At 43.2% G+C, this 19141-nt stretch carries 17 protein-coding genes and 1 pseudogene; 17 read left to right on the top strand and 1 reads right to left on the bottom strand.

The window, feature by feature from the left end:
* Positions 1-71: 71 nt before the first annotated feature.
* A complete protein-coding gene (gene flgA, locus DK187_RS01385; protein ID WP_111605549.1) occupies positions 72-764 on the bottom strand; it encodes a flagellar basal body P-ring formation chaperone FlgA in 693 nt (230 codons plus the stop codon).
* Between the two features lie 140 nt (positions 765-904).
* Between flgA and DK187_RS01380 the strand changes: the two genes are divergently transcribed.
* From DK187_RS01380 to DK187_RS21460, 17 genes and pseudogenes are all read left to right on the top strand, one after another.
* A complete protein-coding gene (locus DK187_RS01380; protein WP_111605548.1) occupies positions 905-1834 on the top strand; it encodes a chemotaxis protein CheV in 930 nt (309 codons plus the stop codon).
* Positions 1835-1892: 58 nt separating this feature from the next.
* A complete protein-coding gene (locus DK187_RS01375; RefSeq protein ID WP_111605547.1) occupies positions 1893-2726 on the top strand; it encodes a CheR family methyltransferase in 834 nt (277 codons plus the stop codon).
* Positions 2727-2938: 212 nt separating this feature from the next.
* On the top strand, positions 2939-3331 hold the full coding sequence (flgB, locus tag DK187_RS01370; RefSeq protein WP_111605546.1) for a flagellar basal body rod protein FlgB: 393 nt from the start codon (positions 2939-2941) through the stop codon (positions 3329-3331).
* A 5-nt stretch (positions 3332-3336) separates the two neighbouring features.
* Positions 3337-3786 carry a flagellar basal body rod protein FlgC gene (gene flgC / locus DK187_RS01365; RefSeq protein WP_111605545.1) on the top strand — a complete coding sequence of 150 codons (450 nt, stop codon included), beginning with the start codon at positions 3337-3339 and terminating at the stop codon, positions 3784-3786.
* A gap of 10 nt (positions 3787-3796) precedes the next feature.
* Complete coding sequence (locus DK187_RS01360) at positions 3797-4507, top strand: flagellar hook assembly protein FlgD (RefSeq protein ID WP_111605544.1); 711 nt, start codon at positions 3797-3799, stop codon at positions 4505-4507.
* A 12-nt stretch (positions 4508-4519) separates the two neighbouring features.
* Positions 4520-6217, top strand: a complete 1698-nt coding sequence (locus DK187_RS01355; protein WP_111605543.1) for a flagellar hook-basal body complex protein — start codon at positions 4520-4522, stop codon at positions 6215-6217.
* Positions 6218-6355: 138 nt separating this feature from the next.
* Positions 6356-7099, top strand: a complete 744-nt coding sequence (gene flgF / locus DK187_RS01350) for a flagellar basal-body rod protein FlgF (protein ID WP_111605542.1) — start codon at positions 6356-6358, stop codon at positions 7097-7099.
* Between the two features lie 45 nt (positions 7100-7144).
* On the top strand, positions 7145-7930 hold the full coding sequence (gene flgG, locus DK187_RS01345; RefSeq protein ID WP_111605541.1) for a flagellar basal-body rod protein FlgG: 786 nt from the start codon (positions 7145-7147) through the stop codon (positions 7928-7930).
* Positions 7931-7943: 13 nt separating this feature from the next.
* Positions 7944-8789 carry a flagellar basal body L-ring protein FlgH gene (locus tag DK187_RS01340; protein WP_111605540.1) on the top strand — a complete coding sequence of 282 codons (846 nt, stop codon included), beginning with the start codon at positions 7944-7946 and terminating at the stop codon, positions 8787-8789.
* Positions 8790-8839: 50 nt separating this feature from the next.
* Positions 8840-9928: a flagellar basal body P-ring protein FlgI gene (locus DK187_RS01335; protein WP_111605539.1), complete on the top strand. Its 1089-nt coding sequence runs from the start codon at positions 8840-8842 to the stop codon at positions 9926-9928.
* A 14-nt stretch (positions 9929-9942) separates the two neighbouring features.
* Positions 9943-10941: a flagellar assembly peptidoglycan hydrolase FlgJ gene (gene flgJ / locus DK187_RS01330; RefSeq protein WP_223232227.1), complete on the top strand. Its 999-nt coding sequence runs from the start codon at positions 9943-9945 to the stop codon at positions 10939-10941.
* Between the two features lie 98 nt (positions 10942-11039).
* Positions 11040-13016: a flagellar hook-associated protein FlgK gene (gene flgK / locus DK187_RS01325; RefSeq protein WP_111605538.1), complete on the top strand. Its 1977-nt coding sequence runs from the start codon at positions 11040-11042 to the stop codon at positions 13014-13016.
* A gap of 4 nt (positions 13017-13020) precedes the next feature.
* Positions 13021-14319 (top strand): flagellar hook-associated protein FlgL, encoded by a 1299-nt coding sequence (gene flgL / locus DK187_RS01320; protein ID WP_111605537.1) that lies wholly within the window; start codon positions 13021-13023, stop codon positions 14317-14319.
* A 22-nt stretch (positions 14320-14341) separates the two neighbouring features.
* The gene (locus DK187_RS01315; protein ID WP_111605536.1) at positions 14342-15892 is read left to right on the top strand and encodes an HD-GYP domain-containing protein; all 1551 of its coding nucleotides are present in this window, start codon (positions 14342-14344) and stop codon (positions 15890-15892) included.
* A gap of 320 nt (positions 15893-16212) precedes the next feature.
* A pseudogene (locus DK187_RS21185) lies at positions 16213-16693 on the top strand (flagellin N-terminal helical domain-containing protein); the annotation flags it as partial.
* Complete coding sequence (locus tag DK187_RS21525; protein ID WP_204355564.1) at positions 16690-17550, top strand: flagellin; 861 nt, start codon at positions 16690-16692, stop codon at positions 17548-17550. The pseudogene DK187_RS21185 and the gene DK187_RS21525, both read left to right, overlap by 4 nt.
* A 1119-nt stretch (positions 17551-18669) precedes the next feature.
* The gene (locus tag DK187_RS21460; protein WP_261599262.1) at positions 18670-18795 is read left to right on the top strand and encodes a hypothetical protein; all 126 of its coding nucleotides are present in this window, start codon (positions 18670-18672) and stop codon (positions 18793-18795) included.
* The last annotated feature ends 346 nt before the right edge of the window (positions 18796-19141 follow it).

Here is a 19141-nt window from a genome sequence, read left to right as displayed (position 1 = left end):
GGCTGGGTCTATATAAACTTTAATAAAAAGTCTAAGAAAAAGGATTTGGTAAATTGCCGATCAGTCTGTACTCAATAGTTTACAAGAACCTCACTGTCAGTTACAACTTTGGCGTATATAATTCGTTCAGAACTGGTGTTTTTTACTCGTATCTGTTGTCCTTTTACACCATTTTCTAAGGCAACACCATTCATTCTGACTATAATGGTGCCACTGCTTGCTGTAATTAAAACGAGATCGCCTTTTTTGACAAGTGTCGGTTGGTCTACAAGCGCGTCGGTTATGAAGGTGTTAATGCGTAAATTGCGTGAGGCGATAAGGCCATAGGGTGGATTCTTTTTGGTATAAACCTGCCCTCTTAGGCTGGATATATCAACGTCGCCTATGTCCGTATTGGATTGTGTTATAACTTGTCCACGGTTAATCGGAGTGGTGGTTTTGATCGCAGGAATTAAAATTTCCTGGGTGACGGGTATATAAGATTTCCACGCCGGTGAGTTGCAACTGATCTCATAGTTTGTGCGTTTAATGGCTTCAGGGCGTTGGTTGCTGATTTGAATTGCCTCGTCCTCACATTCGGGTAGATAATTGAGGGCAGCGAGATTGTTCAAAGTGATGCGGATTTCCGCCTCAGAGTATATTTCTGACAATCGAGGGATTTCTACTTGATTGATGTAGTGATTAATTTGTTCTTCTGTTGATAAGGCGAATGTTAGGCCTGTATGGAAACAAAGGAAGGCTGCGGTTAGCCTTATTATTCGCATGATTCACTCTCTTTGTTTATGATTGAGTTATAAATAAGATAGTTAGTAAAAAAGTAAAAATCACTTTATCATTGGATGATGCATTTTAACAATTTTGAGGTGATACCTCATTATAATGTTTACACATTTTGGAGGCGTTTATGGCTGGAGTTCTGGATACTGTTAACCAACGTACACAGCTTGTAGGAGAAAACCGACTTGAATTGCTGTTGTTTCGCTTAAATGGTAAGCAAATTTATGGCATTAACGTCTTTAAAGTCAAAGAAGTGCTTCAGTGCCCTAAGCTAACAACCATGCCACATAGCTCACCGGTGGTAAGAGGCGTCGCCCATATTCGTGGTGGCACTATCCCTATTTTGGATTTAGGGTTGGCGACTGGGGCTAGCCCAATGGAAAATATCAGCCAGTGTTTTGTTATTATTACGGAGTACAACCGTCGCATTCAAGGTTTTCTAGTGCGCGGCGTAGAGCGTATTGTCAACATGAACTGGAGTGATATTCAGCCGCCACCAAAAGGTTTGTCAAATGACAACTATCTAACCGCCGTTTGTCAGGTTGATAAAGAGATGGTTGAGATCATTGATGTTGAACAAATCCTTTCCGAAGTGGCTCCGACTCGCCAAGATATTTCGGAAGGTATTGTCAATGCGGGTGTCACAGAAAATGCGCAGAAACACCATATACTCATAGTGGACGATTCTTCTGTGGCACGTAAGCAGATTAAGCGTTGTATGGAGCAAGTCGGTTTTGCAACGACGGTTCTTTGTGATGGACGAGAAGCGCTGACTTACCTACAAAACATGGTGGCGGAAGGTAAGGATGTGACGAAAGAGTTTTCTATGGTCATTTCCGATATAGAAATGCCTGAGATGGATGGATACACGTTAACAACTTCTATTCGTAATGATAGTCGTCTACAGGACTTATTTATTCTTCTTCATACCTCATTAAGTGGTGTCTTTAACGAATCAATGGTTAAGAAAGTTGGGGCAGATGGCTTCTTGGCGAAGTTTCAGCCAGATGAGCTGGCTCGATTGGCAATAGAAACAGTGCAGGTTCAGTCTGAATAATGGTTGGGCTGGGTACTTTGTCTAGCCTTAAATGGAACCTGTAAAATATGGAGTTTTAATGCTCAGTAGTACAAATGCAATTACACCTAATGGGTATATTAGATTTAGAGACTATCTGCAGAAGGCTTGTGGTATTTCACTGAGTGATAACAAGCAGTATCTGGTTGCCAGCCGTTTGGGTAAAGTCTTAGAAAGAGAAGGTTTTTCTAAGATCGAGCAGCTTGTTGATGCCTTAGAAAAATATGGAAGCTCTAAACTAAAAGAGGAAGTCATTAATGCAATGACAACCAATGAAACACTCTGGTTTAGAGATATTCACCCGTTTACCATTTTAAAGGATAGGGTGTTGCCCGAAATGACCTCAGGTCCGCTTAGAATTTGGTCGGCTGCGTCATCAACAGGTCAAGAACCTTATTCCATTAGTATGGTGATAGAGGAGTTCAAATCGGCTCGCCCTGGGGTATTGAAAACAGGTGAAAAAATAGTGGCGACCGATATTTGTACGAATATTCTTCAGCATGCTAAGCAAGGGGAATACGACAGCTTGGCGATTGCTCGTGGTCTTGGTCCGGACTTACAAAGACGCTATTTTGACAAGATAAACGACTTAACATGGAAGATTAAACCGCATTTAAGCGCTCGGGTTGAGTTTAAGTATTTGAATCTGATTGAATCCTTCTCTGCTCTGGGTAAATTTGACGTGATTTTTTGTCGAAATGTGCTGATCTATTTTACCGTCGATCTTAAGTTGGATATTTTGAAGAGAATGCACGCTTGCTTGAAACCTGGGGGGTATTTGTTTCTTGGCGGTTCAGAAGCACTGAGTGGTTTGTCAGATTACTTTGAAATCGTACAGTGTCATCCAGGAATAGTCTACAAGGCTAAATCTTAAGCTACTCGCTTCTCCTCCTATCCGTCATTTAAAGGGCTCATCCGATCAACATCGATGGGCTTTTTTATTTCTTTATTCAATCTCTTAGATCTTGCCGCTTTTTGCCGTTTCCCAATATTATTTTTTTAAGTGCATGAATTAAAAGGGTTTTTATTTTTGGCACTATAATTGCTTAGTATTGATCAAGTTACTAAATTGTTGTTGAGGATCGAATGGCCATATCTTTTGCAAGTGCCTTTGCAGGGCATGATAAAACGCTTGAGTTTCGTAGCGCGAGAGCGGCAGTTCTAGCAAATAATATCGCCAATGCTGATACGCCAAATTATAAGGCCAGAGATATTTCATTCGATTCACTATTTAATGCTGAGAACCATAAACTGAAACTTGCTGGTACAAATTCTCGTCATATATCAGGAGAAGGGATTGCTGGTGAGTCCGATGAGCTGCTTTTTCGCAATGCGAATCAGCCATCTTTAGACGGTAACACCGTTGATATGCAAAGAGAGCAGGCAGAGTATGCGCAAAACTCATTGCAATTCGATACGAGTTTTATGTTCTTGGATAGAAAAATTAGCGGTATGAAAAAAGCGCTTATTGGGAATTAATAGCCATGTCATTGAGTAATATTTTTACGATTTCTGGGTCTGCGATGAGCGCCCAAACAGTTCGTTTGAATACGATTGCCAGTAATATGGCGAACGTAGACAGCGCTGCCAGTTCAGCAGATCAGACATACCGTGCTCGCAAGCCGGTATTTTCAGAAATGATGAATGACAGTATGCGTGAAAACGGCTGGGGTAGTGTTAAGGCCGATGACATGGGGGCCGGTGTTGGAGTGAAGGTTGATGGTATTGTAGAGTCCGACGCGCCGTTGCAGCCAAGATATGAACCAGATCATCCAATGGCGAATGAAGAAGGTTATGTTTTTTATCCTAACGTGAATCCGATGGAAGAAATGGCGGATATGATGTCAGCCTCCAGATCCTTTCAGACAAACGTAGAAATTATGAACTCAGCGAAAAGCATGATGCAAAAAATGCTCACGCTTGGTCAGTCATAGGAGCTGATAGATGGCAAATATATCTGATAGCAAAGGTCTCGGTGGGTTAATTTCCCAGTATGGAACAGACGCGGCTAAATCCAAAGCAGGCATTGAAAAGCCAGATGTATCAAAAGCGGAAGAAGCTGGCGCGTTAGCCGATCAAAATGTGTTTTTGAAGCTATACATTGAACAACTTAAAGGCCAAGACCCAACGTCTCCGCAAGATGCGAATGATATGGTGGCACAAATGTCTCAGTTTAGTTCGTTGGAGAGACTGACGAGTATTTCAGATCAATTAGAGAACATGGCCACTTCGCTTACATCCAATCAGGCTCTGAGTGCGTCTACCTTAGTGGGTAAGTCTATCCTGATGGATGGCAGTAAAGCGAAAGTCACCGAGGGTCTTGAGTCAGTGCAATTGAGAACCGTGATACCTGAGAATTCTCAATCTGCCAGCGTAAAAATATACGATGTAGATAATCGTTTAGTCCGCACTGCTGCATTGAGTTCTGGGGAATTCAAATGGGACAAGTTAGATGATGACGGAAATCCTTTGCCGCCTGGCGAATACCGTTTTGCCGCCTCGTCAATCAATGAAAAGGGTGAGGTTTCGGCACTCACCACTCAGCTACCTACACGGATTCAGGGTGTCACCATCAATGGTGAAAATGGCACGGTTTTAAACGTGGAAAACCACGGCAAAATCAAACTGACAAATGAATTAGAAATATTAGGGTAATTGGAGAGCATCATGGGATTTAATACTGCACTATCCGGCATCAAAGCCTCTGCCGATTATTTGGGTGTTACTGGTAATAATATAGCCAACGCAGACACAACAGGCTTCAAGAAGTCGCGCATTGAGTTCGACGATCTTTATAACACCAGCGTTCTTGGTGCTGGGAGTGGTAATAGCATTGGTTCCGGTGTCAGTGTGAGTAAAGTGTCTCAAGAGTTCTCCTCGGGAAACCTAGCCTATACGGATAATAATTTAGATCTAGCCATCGATGGCAGTGGTTTTTTTGTTCTTGATGCCGGCATCGCTCAATCTTACACCCGTGCAGGTAACTTTAAGTTAGATGAAAATGGCTTTTTGGTCACCAATACAGGAAGTAATGTGCAGGGTTTTAATGCGGTCGATGGCATTGTTGGTGGTAATCTGGAAGACATGAAAGTGCCAACAGATCGTATACCGCCAGAGCCAACAACTGAAATGGGTTTGAAAGTGAATTTAGACTCAAAGAATAAAGATATCCCTCCCTTTATTAAGGCTGATTTTGATCCAATGGATCCTGATACCTATAACTATACACAGACACAGGGTGTTGTTGATGGTAATGGGCAAAGTCATATAGTGACTTATTATTATGCCAAAAGTGAACTGCCAAACACCTATAAAGTTCATGCAACTGTGGACGGTAACCTCACTGATGATACGGGGGCGGCTTTTTTAGGGGAAACATACGCTACTTATAACTCTGCGGAAGCTGGAATTGACTTTAACGGAGATGGAACAGAAGAGCCACCCTTTGAGCTTTTATATATTGGTGCGACAGAGCCTGGTGTGGCCGATATTGAAGCGGCAACAAAAAACCCCTTGGCGATAGCTGGAACGCTTGGTGGTGTGGCCATCAATTCTGAGCTTGTACCTGAAGAGGTGCGTAAGCCAAGTTCTGTTGCTCGAGAAACATTCGATCCGTTAGATCCTGATACATATAACTATGGTAATACTCGAACCGTTTATGATTCGTTAGGTGAGCCGCATACCATGGGGTATTACTTTATCAAGCAAGGTGAAAATAATACTTATGAATTGCGTGTGACTATGGATGGCGAGGAGAGCTATGTTGATCCTTTGACGGGTGAGGAGACGATGTTTTTAGATAAAAATACATCGGTTTCTTTTGACGCCGCAGGGAATTTATTGGGGACTTATCGAGGCATACCACCTTTTGGCGTTCCGGAACCGATAACGCTAGAGATCATGGGGGTGGACCCGACCAATCGTGGACGAATTACGCCTTTAGATTTGACTGGGTCAACGCAGTTTGCCCTAGATAATACGGATAACTTTGAACAGGATGGTTTTTCTGCTGGTGAGTTGCAAGGTGTCTCCTTCGATAGTGATGGTTTTTTAATGGCCAATTATACCAACCAGCAAACGGCAACACTTGGCCAGATCGCCTTGGCAAGCTTTGACAGTACCGACGGTCTTATGCCGTCTGGGCACACCTCTTGGTTGGCGAGTAAGGGTTCTGGTCCTGCAGATATAGGGCGTCCTAATTCGGGAACGTTCGGAAAAATTCAAGGAGGTGCGTTAGAGGAATCTAACGTTGATTTAACGTCTGAGCTTGTTGCGCTTATTGAGGCGCAGCGTAACTATCAAGCAAACAGTAAAACATTAGAAACTGAAAATACTGTTACACAGACAATTATTAACCTTCGCTAATTTTCTGGAGAGAGAATATTTGGTGCCGGAACGGCTTTGCTGTTCCGGCTTTTTTTTGCTTTTTTTATGTTTTCTATAAGTTGGTACGATTTTTGATAGTAGTTAATGATGTAATGTGAATTTTTGAGGAGTGTTGCTGTGGATAAGGCCTTATATTTGGCAATGAGTGGTGGGGTGCAAACCATGAATGCTCAAACAATACACGCTAACAATTTGGCAAATGTCAGTACGACGGGTTTTCGTTCTGATTTTGAGCAGGCCCGTTCTATGCAGGTCTACGGGGACTATTACCCTAGCCGTGTGTATGCCATGACCGAAAATCCAGCGACGCGATATACTCAAGGTGACATGATACAAACGGGAAGAAATTTAGATGTCGCAGTAGCTGGAGATGGTTTTATTACCGTGTACGATGAAAGCGGTCAGGAAGCCTATACTCGTGCTGGCGACTTGCAAATTAATGCCGCTGGGCAACTGGTAACGGGACGAGGTTTGCCTGTTGCTGGTGTGGACGGCCCTATTTTTTTACCGCCGTTTAACAGTATTAACATTACCGCAGACGGCTCTATTTCTATTGTGCCTCAAGGCGGGGCCGAGAATGAAGTAGCAGTACTTAACCAGATTAAGTTGGTTAATCCAGACAGACAGAACTTACGCAAAGAAGAAGACGGCTTGATACATTCTCGGGATGGTCAGGAGTTTGATCCTGATCCAAACGTACAGTTGGTGAGTGGCTTTATTGAAGGCAGCAATGTCAATGCGGTTGAAGAGATGACCCACATTATGAACCTTGCGCGACGCTTTGAAATGAATGTGAAAATGATGGATACGATTCGAGATAATGCGGATTCTTCCGCTCGAATTTTACAGCGTTCAGCTTAAGTACCATCAATTTATAATGAATAACGGAATGTAAAAGAGGCAATTATGAATTCAGCATTGTGGGTCAGTAAAACGGGTTTAAGTGCCATGGACAAGCAATTAAACGTAGTTGCCAACAACTTGGCAAACGTTTCTACTACGGCATTTAAGAAAGACAGAGCGGTATTTGAAGACCTCATGTACAAAACCGTTCGTGCGCCCGGTGGTTTGAGTGCTCAAAATGCAGAGTTGCCGTCAGGTCTGCAGCTAGGTACAGGGGTAAAAGTAGGCGCGACCCAAAAAGATTTTTCGAACGGCGATTACAATATGACGGACAGGCAGCTTGATATTGCCATTCAAGGCAAAGGCTTCTTACAAGTATTACAGCCTGACGGTACCATCGCGTATACGCGGGATGGCAGTCTCCAACTTAATAGTCAAGGTCAGCTCGTCTCATCTGGTGGCTTGGTGGTTGAGCCAGGCATTCAGATTGATCCCGATGCGGTTGAAATTATGATTGCTGAAGATGGCATCGTGTCAGTGCGGCGCAATGGGGATGCCGATGCTCAGCAAGTTGGCGCAATCAATATTGCTGGCTTTATCAATCCAACCGGGCTGAATGCAGCAGGACAAAATTTGTTTACGGAAACCAATGCGAGCGGTCCGCCGATTGTTGGGGTTCCTGGTACAGACTCGTTGGGAACGATTGCCCAAGGGATGTTGGAAGCGTCAAACGTGAATTCTATCGAAGAGTTGGTGAACATGATTACCACCCAGCGAGCCTATGAGATGAATTCGAAAGTGATTGCCTCGGCCGATGGTATGATGAGTTTTGCAATACAGCAATTATAGTAACGTGTGGAATATGATGAAGATTAAATTTGCCTTCTTAGTGTTGTTCAGTGCTTGCTTGTCAGGTTGTCTTGCTTGGGATGTTAATGAGCAAGCGGTGGCTAATGCGGCAGCGGCAGGAGCGGCAGCCGCAGTGACGGATGCCGTCATTGATGCGGTAACGGATGAAGAAGAGGCTCCAGAAGAGCCTGCTGAGGTGCCACGAAAAGGGTACGTGCCTGATCCGAACGATCCTCTGAATGGTCCGCAAATCAGTCAATCGATTCAGTCCGATGACCCTTATTATGCGCCCGTTTATCCGAATGGTATGACGCCTTCCCAAGCGCCAACAGGCGGTATTTATCAGACAAGCATGGGTGATGTGTTCTTTGGTGATCAAAAGGCCAGCAAGGTCGGTGACATATTAACAATCAATTTAAACGAAACGACAACCTCAACAAAGGCCAATGCCGCTACGGTGTCTAAATCGTCTTCGGCAACGATAGAAAACCCAACAGTATTAGGTCAAGAACTGAAAGTAGATACCACCTTGCCGCAACAAGGGACAGATTTCACCGGCAATGCTTCTGCGAATCAAAATAACAGTTTAAGTGGGACCATTTCGGTAACCGTTTTTCGCACTTATCCGAACGGCCTTTTGGCTGTGCGTGGTGAAAAATGGCTGCGTTTAAATCAAGGGGATGAGTACATTCGTTTCTCTGGTGTTGTGCGTCGGCAAGATATTTCCCCAAATAATACCGTGGATTCCGAACGTGTTGCAGATGCGAGAATTACTTACTCTGGTACTGGAGAGGTGGCGGCTGGAAGTGAACAAGGTTGGGTGAGTCGTCTTCTCAATTCGAGTGATATGCCTTATTAATTTAATGGTTTTAATAGCAGAGAGATTGGTTTCTCTCAATAGGTGATGTGATGAAGTACGCAGCGCTAGTTGTCTTATATTTCTTGTCCTTTTCTGTTCAAGCGGAGCGTTTGAAAGACATTGCCAGTGTTCAAGGCGTCCGAGAAAACCAATTGTTTGGTTACGGCTTGGTCATTGGTCTAAATGGTACAGGTGACAGCACACCGTTCACCAATCAAAGCTTCGCGAGCATGCTGTCACGTTTTGGGGTGACGTTGCCCGAAGGCGTCAGCGCGACGTCGAAAAATGTGGCGGCGGTGTCTTTAACCGCCACATTGCCTGCTTTTTCAAAACCGGGGCAAAAAATTGATGTGACAGCATCGTCGATCGGTAACGCCAGTGCGTTGCGTGGTGGCACTTTATTGCTGTCCACATTAAAAGGGGCCGATGGTGAAGTGTACGCGATTGCTCAAGGTAACCTAATTGTTGGTGGTTTAGGGACAAATGGGGCGGATGGCTCTCGAACGTCTGTCAATGTTCCTACGGTGGGTCGTATACCAAACGGTGCCAGTGTAGAGCGCATGGTACCAAGTAGTTTTAATACTGGTGATACCTTGACGTTTAACTTAAATCGTCCAGACTTTACAACAGCTAAGCATGTCTCTGATAAAATTAATGATCTTCTCGGGCCGGGTGTTGCTACGACTTTAGACGCAACGTCAATACGAGTATCTGCGCCAAGAGATTCGAGTCAGCGCGTGACGTTTTTATCGATTCTGGAAAACCTAGAAGTAGATGTGGCCGAAGAGCGGGCGCGAATCGTGGTGAATTCTCGCACTGGAACCATTATTATTGGTCAACACGTTAAAGTTTCACCAGCGGCGATTACGCATGGCAGTTTGACGGTGACAATAAGAGAAACGCCGCCTGTGGTTGGGCAAGATGGTACGGTAACAGGCGGGGAAACCGTTATTTCGCCTCGTGAAGGGATTGAAATCGCTCCAGAGAGTGGTCGTATGTTTGTGTTTGACCCAGGTGCTTCTTTAAATGATATCGTCCGAGCTGTGAATCAGGTTGGCGCCGCTCCGGGAGATGTGATGGCTATCCTCGAAAGTTTAAAGCAAGCTGGTGCGATTAATGCGGATTTGGTTGTGATATAGGTGATCAGTTTTTTATGATGAGCTCGGTGCCCCCTAAACAAGATTTTTTTGCTGATTTCTCGACGTTAACAGCGTTAAAAACGAAAGCTCAGCAAGACCCTGATGCTGCACTGGAAGTGGTTGCTCAACAGTTTGAGTCCATTTTCATCAATATGTTACTTAAAAATATGCGCAGCACGAATGAGGCAATTGGCAGCGATCTTTTTTCGAGTGCTCAAACCAAGCAGTATCAAGAGATGATGGACTCCCAGATGTCTCAAACTTTATCTAAGTCAGGTGGCATTGGTTTATCGGAAGCGCTTATACGACAGTACCAAACACAGCAGCAAGGGGGAGTCAGCTCCCCTGGGGCAAAAGAGCGAGGCGATACCGATTTTCTTAATCAGGTCGCCAAGCAGGATCTCGCTAGAATTCAGGCTTTGGCCCGCCGTGCTTCAACAGAGTTTATTGAATCTGTTCAGCAAGAAGCGAAACAACAATCACAGAACGTCACTCCTGTTGCAGCACAATCAGCTCAACCCTCACCATCGGCGATTTCCGTTGTATTTGATTCTCCAAATGAATTTGTTGAGCATCTATGGCCCCATGCGCAGCGTGCGGCACAAAAGTTAGGTGTGAACCCGAAGGCTGTGCTGGCGCAGGCGGCTTTGGAAACAGGTTGGGGCAAATACCCTATTGCCAAAGAGAATGGCGCGGCGAGTTTTAATTTGTTCGGCATCAAGGCTGACAGTCGTTGGCAAGGAGATCGTGCGGTGGTGAATACCTTAGAATTCCGTGATGGGGTGGCAAAACGAGAAAAAGCCGCGTTCAGAGCATACGACTCTTTTTCTCAGAGTTTTGAAGATTATGCGAATTTTCTCTCCTCAAGTGAACGGTATAAAGATGCCCTTAAGGCAGGTGATGACGCGTCAATGTTTGCCGCTTCTCTGCAAAAGGGTGGTTATGCGACAGATCCTAAGTACTCCGACAAAATAGACAGTATCCTTTCTAGTAAGTGGTTCAAAGGCTTATAACAATTAAATGGCACAATCTCTATCTTTGGTAAAGTTTTTGCATAGATAGCCGATAAGACTAAAAGTTATTTTTGACAAACGTACTAGGGGTGTGAGCTATGGGCTCAAGTTTATATTCAATTGGTTTATCTGGATTACAATCCAGTAATGCCCGTATTAATACGACAGGGCAAAATACGGCCAATGTGGATACTGAAGGCTATAGCCGTCAAAGAACAGATACCACTAGTTCGCCTGTCGGTGGCGTTGTCATTCGTGATACAGCACGTCTTGTTGATAAATTTGTCAGCGCCCAAGTCCGAACAGATACCTCAACTTTTTCTTATTACGATGCCTATCAATCTATGATATCGACGTCCGATAACTTGTTGGCCGAGGATAGCATCTCCTTAAATACTTATCTTAATAAGTCGTTTGATGCGTTACAAGCCGCTAACAATGATCCTACATCTGTATCGCTGAGGCAGTTGGCTCATACTAGCTTAGAAAATCTAGTGCGCCAATATCATGTTTTGTCTGGTGTGGTGAGTGATCAGGAAAGCTTAGTTGATGAACAGATTTCATCCTCTTTAGAGGATTTGAATGCTATCACGACCAAAATTTCAAACTTGAATACCCAGATCCTCAAGCATGAAGGGCTTTCCATTTCCCCTGCGAATGAGCTTCGTGACCAGCAAGAGTTGTTAGCGAAAGATTTGTCTAAATATATAGATATTAACGCCCAGTTTAATGATAAAGGTCTAATGACCATTCAATTGGCGAATGGGCAGCCTTTAGTGATGGACCAATATCCGACAAAAATCATTGCGAAAACCAATCCATTAGAGCCAAAGAAAACGGATCTAATGGTAAATTTCGGTGATTATGAAGTTGGTTTAAAAACTCAAAATTTAGGCGGAAGCATAGGGGGGCTGATTGATTATCGATCCGAATTCAGCGTGTACGCTGATAGAACGTTGGGTCAACATGCTATTGCTTTAGCTGATGCGATGAATACTCAAAATAAAAAAGGGGTTGATGCGAATGGGGAGTTTGGTAAAGACTTATTCTCGTTAGGAGAGATAAAAGTCTATAGCGCGTTGGACAGTATTCATAAGGCGAAAAATATTTCCGTAAAAGTGGCGGATGGGCAGTCGGCTAAAGTAACGAAAGACACTTATGAATTAACCAGAACAGATGACAATCGATTTTCAATTAAAAAAATCAATATGGACGGTAAGTCGGCTGAAAAGCCTATTATTTTTGATCCTAACCTGTTAGCCAAAGACAGTGATGGGTATTTTAATATTAATGAGTTTGGTTTGGATCTTCGTCTTGCTGATTTAAGCGAAATTGAGAGCGATGATGTTTTTAGGTTTACGCCAACTGAAAGCGCAGCTTCCAATCTATCATTATTTGCAAAGAATGGTGAGTTGATTGCCTTGAGTGCGCCGCTTTCTGTTAGTACAAGCTCTGATAACTTGTCGGATGCACGTATTTCTTTGATTTCAGTCGCCAATACTAATCCAGATTCCTCCGCTTTCTCGACAGAGGGTTCTCTTTACCCTAGTGCTCCGCATCAGATTTATTTTACCTCGCCCAACTCATATGTTGTCCGTGATGCGTCTGGGGTGGATATCGCTACGGTTAGTAATGTGACTCAATATACGAAATTGTTGGAACAAGCAGGGCTATCTGATGATGCTGGTTTTGATGTAGCGGTCTCCTCTAAACCTCAGCGTGGGGATGTGTTTTCTATTGGTACCGATAATCTTGGAGTATCTAATAATTTTAATGGTCTTGCCTTAGCAGATTTGCAAAATAGGTCCCTAGTTGACGGCAAAGCAACTTTGATAAAATCTTTTTCTGGCTTTATTGCTTACGTCGGCAGTAAAACCGCTGAAATAGAAGGACATGCAGATGCAAGCAAAATAGTAATGGATGAAAGCGTTGCTCGTCGTGATCGTTTGTCTGCGGTTAGTCTAGATGAAGAGGCCGTGAATCTTTTGAGATATCAGCAATCTTATTCAGCTTCAGCGCAAGTCGTAACGGCCGCTCGTACTACGTTTGAGACATTGCTTGGGATTATGAGGTAAGTTTATGCGTGTAACAAACAACTTAATTTACAATCAAGCGAGTAAGAACATTGGTCAATCTAATGATAAGCTTCTTGATATCCAAGGGAAAATCTCAGCTCAAACTAATATTCTGAAGCCTAGTGATGACCCTGTGGGGGCCAGTCAGATCTTAATGTATGATGGTAAAAATCAAACCTTAAGGCAATATGATGAAGCGATGAAAATGGCAACCGGTAATTTAGAGTATCAAGAAATTGCTTTAGACAGCATGAAAGATTTTTTGGATACAGCTAGAACCTTGTTCATTCAGGCTCAGAATGATATCAACACTCAAGCCGATATTGACGCAATTGCACATGAAATTTCGTTAATAACAGAATCCATGGCAGATTTAATGAATTCTAAAAGTGTTGATGGCAGCTATATTTTTGCTGGTACTGATTCGAAAAATCCTGCCTTTGTTCTAGGCAGTGATGGCCGTTATCACTGGTCAGGAAATGAAGAGCAGAAATACGCTCAAATTTCAGAAGGTTTGAAAATCCCTGTCACCAACTCGGGTAAAGCACTTTTTCAAGATGTTTGGACTAACCGAACTTTTAACGCCAAGATTGTAGAAGGTAATGTTTTATTAACGGATAAAGTGAAGGATCAGGCAGACCTGGATACCTTCATGGCAAAAAATTATGATCCTGAGCATCCGAATTTAAACAAATATCATCTTAAAACGTTTTATGCTGATGATCAGGTGCCACCCGCCGCAGAAGCGAGCACCGAAAAGTCGGATGAAGATAAAAATGATTACCATTTATTTACTGGCATGCCAGCTCAATATGTTGTTACTGACAGCGAAGGCAATGAGGTGGAATCTGGTGTTTATAAGGTCGGTAAGCCCATTGTTTTTTCGGGTATGTCTTTTATAGTGGAAGGGGAGCCTGGAGCGACAATCGATATAACGCTTCAAAAGCCTAAAAAAGATAATGTTCTTAATCAGATTAAGGATGCGTTGGCGGTTTTGAAGGATAAAAACTCCACTTATGCTGATCGAGAAGCGGCTTTTTTTAGTGCTACTTTTAGTATTAATGAGACTCAGCAAAAAATTGGTGATGGTCGATCTGAACTTGGCGCAAGGCTTAATATGATTACGGATAGGGAGGGTTTTAGTTCAGCTAACCAGCTGTCTAATTCTATTGCTCAAAGCCGAGAAGGGGAATTGGATATGGGAATTGCTGCGACTGAGTTATCGATGAAAGAATCAGCATTGAATGCCTCTCAGAAAGTCTTTTCTCGTATGAGTAATCTGTCCCTATTTAATCAGATGTGACTTTGTCGTGTAAGGTAGAATAATGTCAGTATTTAAAATTGAGTCCTGTTTTGGGGCAGATATCAATGTTGGGTATTTCGATATGGAAGAAATACTCGGCATACTGGACATTAAAGATAAGGTCATTGGCAGCAAGCGAATTCAGAGTCTGATAAAAATGCATGGACGAAAGGATCGCATCGTAGGCGTTGCCATGCGTCAAGTAACCTTTGATGTATTGCGCCCCACTCTAGATGCTGAATTTCTTCCATACGATCCGTATTTTGATGATGACCAATTATTAAGCAATCGCCGTGAAAGGTTGTATGATGCGCAGGAGCGTTTGCTGATTTTGTGTTTGTCTATTGCCAATGGTCGATCCGTACGCAGTTTAAAAAAACTCAATCCAGATCTGAATACTAAAGAGTTGCGTAGCAAACATGCTCGAGGTCAAAGCTTATTTCGTTATTTTAGACAGGAATTAAACGAGCAAACTCGAGAATATATTTTGAGTTATAAAGCCCGTATGGACAAAAGTGCTGTTGTGGCAAATGATTTAGTCAAAGATGACACTAGCGTGGTGAGTGAAACAGAGCAAAAAAGTATAACTTACCCTACAAGTAAAAAAGCCCCCCTAGAAAGCAAGTATATTCCAACCTCATTTGATGATGAAACGATTACAGCACTTAAGTTGTTTCAGGATGGCCATTCGCTGTTGTCCGTTCAAGTCGAACGTTTTAAGCGTGGTGAACAGTTGGACATGCTAGAGTTGATGAAGTTTTGTCGTCGCTTAATAGAGTCTCATACGCGTAATAATTTTTCATTAATGGCGATTCGCCATATAAAAGATGCTTCTATGTATCTAGAGCAGCATGCCATGGGGATGGCTGTTCTGGGCATTCATTTTGCGAAAGCCATGAAGTTATCAAGTGCGTATATCGAAGTTATTTCTCTCGGAGCGCTGTTGTTTGATCTGGGACGTTTTCGTTTACCAATGGCCATGGTATCCAAAACAACAAAAATGACCGATAGTGAGTTTGATCTGTTTCGCAAGCATATTCAGTTTGGTGAGCAAATTTTACAAAAGTGTGAAGGCGTTCCTAAAGCCATTTATCAAATGCTATACGATCACCATGAAAAAATGGATGGTTCTGGCTATCCCGCTGGCAAGCAGGGCGATGAAATCTCAGTTTATGGCAAGATTGCGGCGATTATAGATGCGTATGATGCCATGACATCCGCACAGCCTCATAAACCCTCGATGACGCCCATTAAAGCCTATCAGCGAATGCAGAAGGAATCGGGCTTGGCATTTGATAAACAAATTTTAGCTGTCTTTTTAAAGAGTATTGGTTCCATTCCGGTGGGTTCTTGTGTGCAATTATCTAATGGACGCGTCGGTTTTGTACTGACCCTGAATAAATCCTTTAAGCCTTCGTTGATACGACAGGTGTACAGCATTACAAATAAGGCGTTTTTAGCCGCCTCTGATATTGAGCTAAACAAGTCCGCTAATCTCAGAACGGAAGTCGTTATTGAGAAAGAAGTAGACCCTCAAGATTTTAGTTTGCAGTTTATTAATCATATATCATAAATTTTTTTCAGAGCATTTTGCTCTTGATATCTTCATTTTTCTCCCCCATTTCACCTGAATTCAGATCACTAGAGTAATTTCTCTATAAATTGAATGTTTTTTCCCCTAAATCCTCATTTTCTACTCAAGTTCTTCGTGTTTTGTTCGATAACCGTTCGTACATTTTTTGTCAGAACAAAAAAATAAAAAGCATAAAAAGTACAAAAAATATTAAAGATCATCAGCGCGGTGTCGATAACTTTAATAAGAGACAAAAACCCCAAAAAAATTAATTAAATCAGAGGGTTGTCTTGTGATTAAAATTCTTAGGAGAGAAGAAAATGGCTTTATATGTAAACACAAATGTGTCATCGCTGAACGCCCAGCGTCAGCTAACAAGTAGCGGTAAAGTGCTGGATACTGCTTATCAAAGATTGTCATCTGGTCTTCGTATTAACAGTGCTGGTGACGATGCGGCAGGTCTACAAATTTCTAACCGCTTGACGTCTCAAATCAATGGTTTGAACCAATCTGTGCGAAATGCAAATGATGGTATTTCTTTGGCTCAAACAGCCGAGGGTGCGCTTGAAGAAACAACAAACATGCTTCAGCGTATGCGTACTTTGTCAATCCAGTCAGCGAATGGTTCAAACGCTGATGAAGACCGCATCGCACTACAACAAGAAATGAGTCAATTAGCTCAAGAGATCAATCGAATCGCGGATATCACAACATTCGGTGGTCGAAATTTGCTCGACGGAACGTACGCTGGTATTTTCCAAGTAGGTGCAGACGCAAACCAAACCATTAGTTTCTCTATGAAATTTGGTGGTATCAACAATTCGATTAACCTAGCAGGGAATGGCGGCTTCACTATGTCAGGTTTGACCTCAGGTGTTGCTTATGTTGAGCCAGAACCAGAGCCAGTGCGGATTATACCGACTGAAGACGGTGGTTTTGTTAATCAATATGGTGAAGCGATCAATGAAGAGGGTCATCTAATTAACGAAAATGGTGATCTTATTAATGAGAAAGGTCAACGAGTTAATGAGAATGATGTCCTTATTGATGAAGAGGATCGCCCAATAAATGAGCATGGCATACTGATTGACGAGAATGGCACCCCGATCAATGAAGATGGTACCCCAAGAGAAGATGTTGCCAATGCAGATGGCACCATTTCGAATGCAGATGGTACAACAACAGGTTTAGATGGCAGTATTTCTTACCCAGATGGGCGAGTCATTCAGCCCGACGGCTCAGTCGTTCATCCTGATGGCACTATTAATCATCCTGATGGCTCCACTACCCAGCCAGATGGCACAGTCATTGAGGCTGAAAAGAAATACGGTACGCCTTTAGTTACTGCAGAGACAGTGTCAATCACGGACATTAAAAACTCACAAAGTATGATCGCCATGCTGGATACCATGATTCAAGCTGTTGACTCGAAGCGAGCTGAGCTTGGTGCGGTACAAAACCGTTTTAGTTCCACTGTGAATAACTTGTCTAGTATATCGGAAAACGTTTCGGCTGCTCGCTCTCGTGTTAGAGACGCAGATTATGCTGCTGAAACGGCGTCCTTAACAAGTTCGCAAATTATACAGCAAGCGAGTTCAACTATTTTGGCGCAAGCGAATCAACGACCTCAAGCCGCTCTAGCCTTATTAGGATCTTAATTAGTGGTTCTAGATAGGTTGAGGGTTTAAGTAAAAATTCGAGTAAATCTCGGAATACAGGCAACTTCTCTCTCCTAGAGGTGCCTTTTTAGCCGGGTGATTTTTCACCTGGCTTTTTTTTGCCTAAATAATGCGTTTTTTCTCATTTTTGGGCTGTTTTAGGAGGGGCGTGGGTTTTAAGGCTTATATCAAAATCAGTTAACAGTGGAAAAGTTTTATTTACCTGACTGACTTTGAGATCGGCTTGTTATTTCTACAGGTTTTTTTGAAAGCGAAGATTTCTCTTTAGTGGGTTTAGGGAGAATGAAATAAGAGGGGGCGGTATGCGTATCCAGACTGAAAGGCAAAGACGATTTAAGCGACCAGATTCCTCTAGGAGGCACTGGTTGCTGGTCTTTTGGTCAAGGGGAAAGGTGACGAACACTTCTTGGCTTGCCTTTCATTGGGAATGGGCTAGTTCGTCTCCTGGGGAGGTGCTTATTGAGTAGCAATAGGCCGTTGTACGCCTGCGAATCGCGACGATTTTTTGCAGTGTCGTATCCGTTTGTCTGTCGAGTTGTCTGGCATTCGCTCGTTTTTTTGACGCGATGGCTTAGGCCAAGTGCTGCTGACTCTTGTCTGGGGCGGCTTGGCTTGAGTGTGTCTGGTCGCCATTGGCCTAGCCGAAGAGGGTGGTCTAGTGCAGATCCTCGGGAGGTGCTTATTGAGTAGCCGTAGGATGTTGATGTTGTGTGCTTGCGAATCGCGACGTTTTTTTGCGGTGTCGTATCCGTTTGTCTGTCGAGTTGCCTGGCATTCGCTCGTTTTTTTGACGCGATGGCTTAGGTCGAGTGCTGCTGACTCTTGTCTGGGGCGGCTTGGCTTGAGTGTGTCTGGTCGCCATTGGCCTAGCTGGAGAGGGTGGCTTAGTGCAGATCCTTGGGAGGTGCTTATTGAGTAGCCGTAGGGTGTCGTATCCGTTTGTCTGTCGAGTTGCCTGGCATTCGCTCGTCTTTTTGAAGCGATGGCTTAGGCCGAGTGCTGCTGACTCTTGTCTGGGTCGGCTTGGCTTGAGTGTGTCTGGTCGCCATTGGCCTAGTTGGAGAGGGTGGCTTAGTGTAGATCCTTGGGAGGTGCTTATTGAGTAGCCGTAAGGGGTTGTGTGCTTGTGAATCGCGACGATTTTTTGCGTGTCGTATCCGTTTGGCTGTTGAGTTGCCTGGCATTCACTCGTCTCTTAAAAACAGCGGTATGGAATGGCGCTAAGCGGCAAAAGAAAACCGCAAAATGATGGTGAAATGTTGCCGTTCAAAGTCTGTAGATAGCTACGTCATTATTGTGTGATGTTTTTCAGATTAAGGAAGCGATTGTAAGCAAAATGGTAAGGAAAATGGCTGTTTTTGAGCATTTTTCTTTGTAATTAAAAATATTTTCAATGCTATAGATAAGTTATAAAAGTTAGTTAGAACAATGAATTAGGCATTTTTATGCCGTCTTGTAGGAATGTTTCTTCCTGTAATAGGAAAAAATATTCCTAAATTGACTAAAGGTTTTCAGTTTCTTGTCGAAAACCTTATACGATCTGCTTTTTTGCAGGATTTAATAAAACCTA

The sequence above is a fragment of the Marinomonas arctica genome, from assembly GCF_003259225.1.
GTDB classification, from domain to species: Bacteria; Pseudomonadota; Gammaproteobacteria; order Pseudomonadales; family Marinomonadaceae; genus Marinomonas; species Marinomonas arctica.
This window is presented reverse-complemented; position numbering and strand designations above follow the sequence as displayed.

What these genes read in the sequence shown, in the direction of transcription:
- flgA (WP_111605549.1), bottom strand. Translation starts at nt 764, where the DNA reads ATGCGAATAATAAGGCTAACCGCAGCCTTCCTTTGTTTCCATACAGGC.
- DK187_RS01380 (WP_111605548.1), top strand. Translation starts at nt 905, where the DNA reads ATGGCTGGAGTTCTGGATACTGTTAACCAACGTACACAGCTTGTAGGA.
- DK187_RS01375 (WP_111605547.1), top strand. Translation starts at nt 1,893, where the DNA reads ATGCTCAGTAGTACAAATGCAATTACACCTAATGGGTATATTAGATTT.
- flgB (WP_111605546.1), top strand. Translation starts at nt 2,939, where the DNA reads ATGGCCATATCTTTTGCAAGTGCCTTTGCAGGGCATGATAAAACGCTT.
- flgC (WP_111605545.1), top strand. Translation starts at nt 3,337, where the DNA reads ATGTCATTGAGTAATATTTTTACGATTTCTGGGTCTGCGATGAGCGCC.
- DK187_RS01360 (WP_111605544.1), top strand. Translation starts at nt 3,797, where the DNA reads ATGGCAAATATATCTGATAGCAAAGGTCTCGGTGGGTTAATTTCCCAG.
- DK187_RS01355 (WP_111605543.1), top strand. Translation starts at nt 4,520, where the DNA reads ATGGGATTTAATACTGCACTATCCGGCATCAAAGCCTCTGCCGATTAT.
- flgG (WP_111605541.1), top strand. Translation starts at nt 7,145, where the DNA reads ATGAATTCAGCATTGTGGGTCAGTAAAACGGGTTTAAGTGCCATGGAC.
- DK187_RS01340 (WP_111605540.1), top strand. Translation starts at nt 7,944, where the DNA reads ATGATGAAGATTAAATTTGCCTTCTTAGTGTTGTTCAGTGCTTGCTTG.
- DK187_RS01335 (WP_111605539.1), top strand. Translation starts at nt 8,840, where the DNA reads ATGAAGTACGCAGCGCTAGTTGTCTTATATTTCTTGTCCTTTTCTGTT.
- flgJ (WP_223232227.1), top strand. Translation starts at nt 9,943, where the DNA reads ATGATGAGCTCGGTGCCCCCTAAACAAGATTTTTTTGCTGATTTCTCG.
- flgK (WP_111605538.1), top strand. Translation starts at nt 11,040, where the DNA reads ATGGGCTCAAGTTTATATTCAATTGGTTTATCTGGATTACAATCCAGT.
- flgL (WP_111605537.1), top strand. Translation starts at nt 13,021, where the DNA reads ATGCGTGTAACAAACAACTTAATTTACAATCAAGCGAGTAAGAACATT.
- DK187_RS01315 (WP_111605536.1), top strand. Translation starts at nt 14,342, where the DNA reads ATGTCAGTATTTAAAATTGAGTCCTGTTTTGGGGCAGATATCAATGTT.
- DK187_RS21525 (WP_204355564.1), top strand. Translation starts at nt 16,690, where the DNA reads ATGAAATTTGGTGGTATCAACAATTCGATTAACCTAGCAGGGAATGGC.